Here is a 3772-nt window from a genome sequence, read left to right as displayed (position 1 = left end):
GCCTGTCACTTTCCCTTGCTATGCCACCGCATCGAAGTAGGTGGCGAATTCGGCGCGTATTTCGGTTTCTTCGACCGTGTCACGGTCCTTTATATAGGTCAGCGCCCGCTTGGCGCGCTCCAGCGACGTGCCCTCAAGCCCCGTGGTGCGCGATGCGATGCCGGCCATCTCCTCGAAAACGCCGTTGCAGTGAAGGACCAGATCGCAGCCCGCCGCAAGGATCGAGGCCGCCTTTGTCGAGACGGCGAGGGCGCTCAGGCTGGAGCTTGCCGCCGACTATCTGGTGATGGCGGCATGGCTGGCCTTCCTCAAGTCCAAGCTCCTGATCCCCAAGCAGCCAGGCGACGAGGGCGAAAGCGGCGAGGAACTGGCGGCGGTGCTGCAGTTCCGACTGAAGCGGCTGGAAGCCATGCGCGACGCCTCGGCGCGTCTGGTCAACCGCAACCGGCTCGGCCGCGACGTGTTCGCGCGCGGCATGCCGGAAATGGTCATCATCGAAAAGCGCAACGCCTATTCTGCCTCGCTCTACGATCTCTTGACCGCCTATGCCCAGCAGCGCCAGAAGCAGGCGATCAACAATGTGACCATCGCCAGGCGCGGTGTCTGGTCGCTCAAGGACGCGCGCGACATCCTGACCCGCCTTGTGGGAGCCGTGAGCGACTGGACGACGATGGAAAGTTTTCTGATCGCGTACATGACCAGTCCCGAGGAGCGGCGCACGGCGATCGCGAGCTCGTTCGCTGCCACGCTGGAACTGGTGCGCGAAGGCAAGATGGATGTGCGGCAGGATCAGACGTTCGCGCCGATCTACCTGCGCGGCCGAACGCAGACAATCAAGGCAGTCGAGGTGGCATCATGAGCGAACGCGCCAACGCTTCGGTTGTCCCGTTCAAGATCGGCGATGAACCCGACGAGGGCCCGCTTTCCCAGGATCCGGCCGAGCAGCAGCTACAAAACCCGGCCGAGCGACTGCATCTGGCCGAGGCTGTGCGCATGGCCGAGGCGATCGTGTTCGCCAGCGCCGAACCCGTCAGCGAAAAGCAGCTTGCGGCACGCCTGCCGGACGGCATCAACATCGCCCTGGCCATGGCCGAGCTGCAGCAGATCTATGCGCGGCGCGGCGTCAATCTGGTGCGTGTCGGCGATGCCTGGGCGTTCCGCACCGCCGGCGACCTGGCTTTCCTGATGAGCAGGGATACCGTCCAGCAAAGGAAGCTCTCCCGCGCGGCTCTCGAAGTGCTGGCGATCATTGCCTATCACCAGCCGGTGACGCGTGCCGAGATCGAGGACATCCGCGGTGTCGAAACCTCGAAAGGCACGCTCGACACGCTGCTGGAAACGGAATGGGTGCGCATGCGCGGCCGGCGAAAGACACCCGGACGCCCGGTCACCTACGGCACGACGGAGACCTTCCTCGATCATTTCGCGCTGGAAGAGATCCGCGATCTGCCCGGCATGGAGGAACTGAAGGGGGCCGGCCTGCTTTCGGGCCGCATGCCGTCGAATTTCTCCATTCCGCAGCCGCCGGCCGATCCCGATGCATTGACCGACGACGAGGATGCGCTCACCGATATCGATCTCGAGGAACTCGGCCTGCTGACGCCGCGCGTCACGGAAGATTGACTGGCATTGGCGGCCGATCTGTCGAGGATGCGCGGATTCGTAGCGGGGCCGCCGCGTCGAAAATGCGTGACATCCGCCACCCTTTCATAAACTCTGTCGCAGTTGTGTTTGAATCCCAACGCGAAAACGCATAGATCATCGCCAGGGAAAACATTCGAGAGAGATTTGCTATGGGTTCATTTTCGATTTGGCACTGGATGATCGTGCTGGTGATCGTGCTTTTGGTGTTCGGCCGCGGCAAGATTCCCGAGCTGATGGGCGACATGGCCAAGGGCATCAAGAGCTTCAAGAAGGGCATGGCCGACGACGACGTTGCCGAAGACAAGCGCACCGTCGAACATCGTGCCGACGAGACCGTTGCGGCCGCGAAGGAAAAGGCCAGCAAGAGCTGAGCCCAAAGGTTCTAGTCGGAACAGAGTGTCATGTTTGAAGTCGGCTGGACCGAAATGCTGGTCATCGCGATCGTCATGATCGTGGTCGTCGGGCCCAAGGATTTGCCCAATATGCTGCGCACCTTCGGCCGCACGACGGCGAAGCTGCGCGCCATGGCATCCGATTTCCAGAAACAGTTCAACGAGGCGCTGAAGGAAGCCGAGCTCGACGACGTCAAGAAGTCCGTCGACGAGCTCAGGGGCATGAGCCCGATGGCCGAGATCAGGAAGCAGCTCAATCCGTTCGAACAGGCCGCGGCCGACGTTCGCTCCGGCGTCGACGCGGCGATGAAGCCGAAGCCGGCAGCCGATCCGGCAACGCCAGCCGCTTCGACCCCGCAGGCGGCCGAGCCGCTGAAGAACGGTGCAACGACCATGCCCGGCGTCAACGGACCGGAAGCAGCGCCGGCAGCGCCGATTTTCCCGGCGATGACCGACGAATCGGTGGTGACGTCATCAGTGCCGACGACACCCGTCGTGGCGCCGAAGGCGTCCACGGCGAAGAAGGCAGCCAAGCCTGCACCGTCAAGGGCGACGCCGGCTATAAAGGCTTCGGCAAATGGCGCTAAAGCTCCTGCAAAAACGGTCACCGCTAAGGCCACGCCTGCGCCCAAGGTGCCAGCGAAGCCGGTGACGGCGGCAATGCCTGAAACGCCCAGGGCCAAGACGCCCGCTGCGGCCAAGGTGATCGCGTCCAAGACCGTAGCGACCAAGACGGGGGCGAAAATCGAACCGAAACCTGCTGCGGCCAAGAAGCCGGCGGCCAAGAAGACGGCTGGAGCCGCCAAGTGAGCGTTTCGGACACCGAAAAGGACGAGATCGAGAAATCGTCGGCGCCGCTGATGGAGCATCTGATCGAGCTGCGCCGGCGGCTGATCTGGTCGCTGGGCGGTTTCTTCGTTGCCTTCCTGGTCTGTTTCTTCTTCGCCAAGAAGCTGTTCAACCTTCTGGTCGTCCCGTTCAAATGGGCGACGCAGTGGGCAGGCCTCGATCCGCACAAGGTCGAGCTGATCTACACGGCGCCGCAGGAATTCTTCTTCACGCAGGTCAAGCTCGCCATGTTCGGCGGCATGGTGATCGCCTTTCCGCTGATCGCCACGCAGATCTACAAATTCATCGCGCCCGGCCTCTACAAGAACGAGCGCAACGCCTTCCTGCCGTTCCTGATCGCGTCGCCAATCCTGTTCCTGATGGGTGCGTCGCTGGTCTATTTCTTCTTCACGCCGATGGTGATGTGGTTCTTCCTCGCCATGCAGCAGGCCGGCACCGACGATCAGGTGCAGATTTCACTGCTGCCAAAGGTGTCGGAATATCTCAGCCTGATCATGACGCTGATCTTCTCCTTCGGCCTGGTGTTCCAACTGCCGGTGGTGACCAGCCTGATGACACGCGTCGGCATGCTGTCGTCCAAGGGGCTGGCCGAGAAGCGCAAATGGGCGATCGTCATCGCCTTCGTCGTCGCGGCGGTGCTGACGCCGCCCGATCCGATGAGCCAGATCGGCCTCGCCATTCCGACCATCCTTCTCTACGAGGTCTCCATCTGGGCTGCCCGGCTGATCGAGCGCGATCAGGAAAAGCAGCGCGTGGCACGCGAGAAGCAGGACGCGGCGGAAGAGGTCGCCGAGAAGAAGCCGGCGGACGCGTCCTCCACCTGAACGGCGCCGCCGCGTCTGGCCAGTCTCGATAGGAATTTTTTCTTGACCTGGTGAGGGCAGCTA

The 3772-nt window shown here is 62.6% G+C and carries 4 protein-coding genes and 2 pseudogenes; 5 read left to right on the top strand and 1 reads right to left on the bottom strand.

Going from position 1 to position 3772, the window contains the following annotated elements; all coding sequences use genetic code 11:
• Positions 1-18: 18 nt before the first annotated feature.
• A pseudogene (locus EN884_RS40340) lies at positions 19-264 on the bottom strand (beta-hexosaminidase); the annotation flags it as partial.
• Between EN884_RS40340 and EN884_RS29035 the strand changes: the two are divergent.
• The 5 genes and pseudogenes from EN884_RS29035 to tatC all read left to right on the top strand — a co-directional run.
• Positions 230-859: pseudogene (locus tag EN884_RS29035) on the top strand (ScpA family protein); the annotation flags it as partial. The pseudogenes EN884_RS40340 and EN884_RS29035 sit on opposite strands and share 35 nt — an antisense overlap.
• Positions 856-1623: an SMC-Scp complex subunit ScpB gene (gene scpB, locus EN884_RS29030; RefSeq protein WP_027160430.1), complete on the top strand. Its 768-nt coding sequence runs from the start codon at positions 856-858 to the stop codon at positions 1621-1623. The pseudogene EN884_RS29035 and the gene scpB, both read left to right, overlap by 4 nt.
• Positions 1624-1793: 170 nt before the next feature.
• Positions 1794-2015 (top strand): twin-arginine translocase TatA/TatE family subunit, encoded by a 222-nt coding sequence (locus EN884_RS29025; RefSeq protein ID WP_013531295.1) that lies wholly within the window; start codon positions 1794-1796, stop codon positions 2013-2015.
• A 30-nt stretch (positions 2016-2045) separates the two neighbouring features.
• Complete coding sequence (gene tatB / locus EN884_RS29020; RefSeq protein ID WP_063168118.1) at positions 2046-2846, top strand: Sec-independent protein translocase protein TatB; 801 nt, start codon at positions 2046-2048, stop codon at positions 2844-2846.
• Entirely contained in the window at positions 2843-3709 is an 867-nt protein-coding gene (tatC, locus tag EN884_RS29015; protein ID WP_013531297.1) for a twin-arginine translocase subunit TatC, read from the top strand. Before tatB ends, tatC begins: the two co-directional genes overlap by 4 nt.
• Positions 3710-3772 lie beyond the last annotated feature (63 nt).

The sequence above is a fragment of the Mesorhizobium sp. M7A.F.Ca.AU.001.01.1.1 genome (assembly GCF_004022735.1).
Classification (GTDB): Bacteria; Pseudomonadota; Alphaproteobacteria; order Rhizobiales; family Rhizobiaceae; genus Mesorhizobium; species Mesorhizobium ciceri.
Note: the sequence above shows the minus strand (reverse complement) of the source record. Positions and strands in the feature narration are given on the sequence as shown.

Coding starts and splice junctions, on each gene's coding strand:
- EN884_RS29025 (WP_013531295.1), top strand. CDS start 1,794: ATGGGTTCATTTTCGATTTGGCACTGGATGATCGTGCTGGTGATCGTG.
- tatB (WP_063168118.1), top strand. CDS start 2,046: ATGTTTGAAGTCGGCTGGACCGAAATGCTGGTCATCGCGATCGTCATG.
- scpB (WP_027160430.1), top strand. CDS start 856: ATGAGCGAACGCGCCAACGCTTCGGTTGTCCCGTTCAAGATCGGCGAT.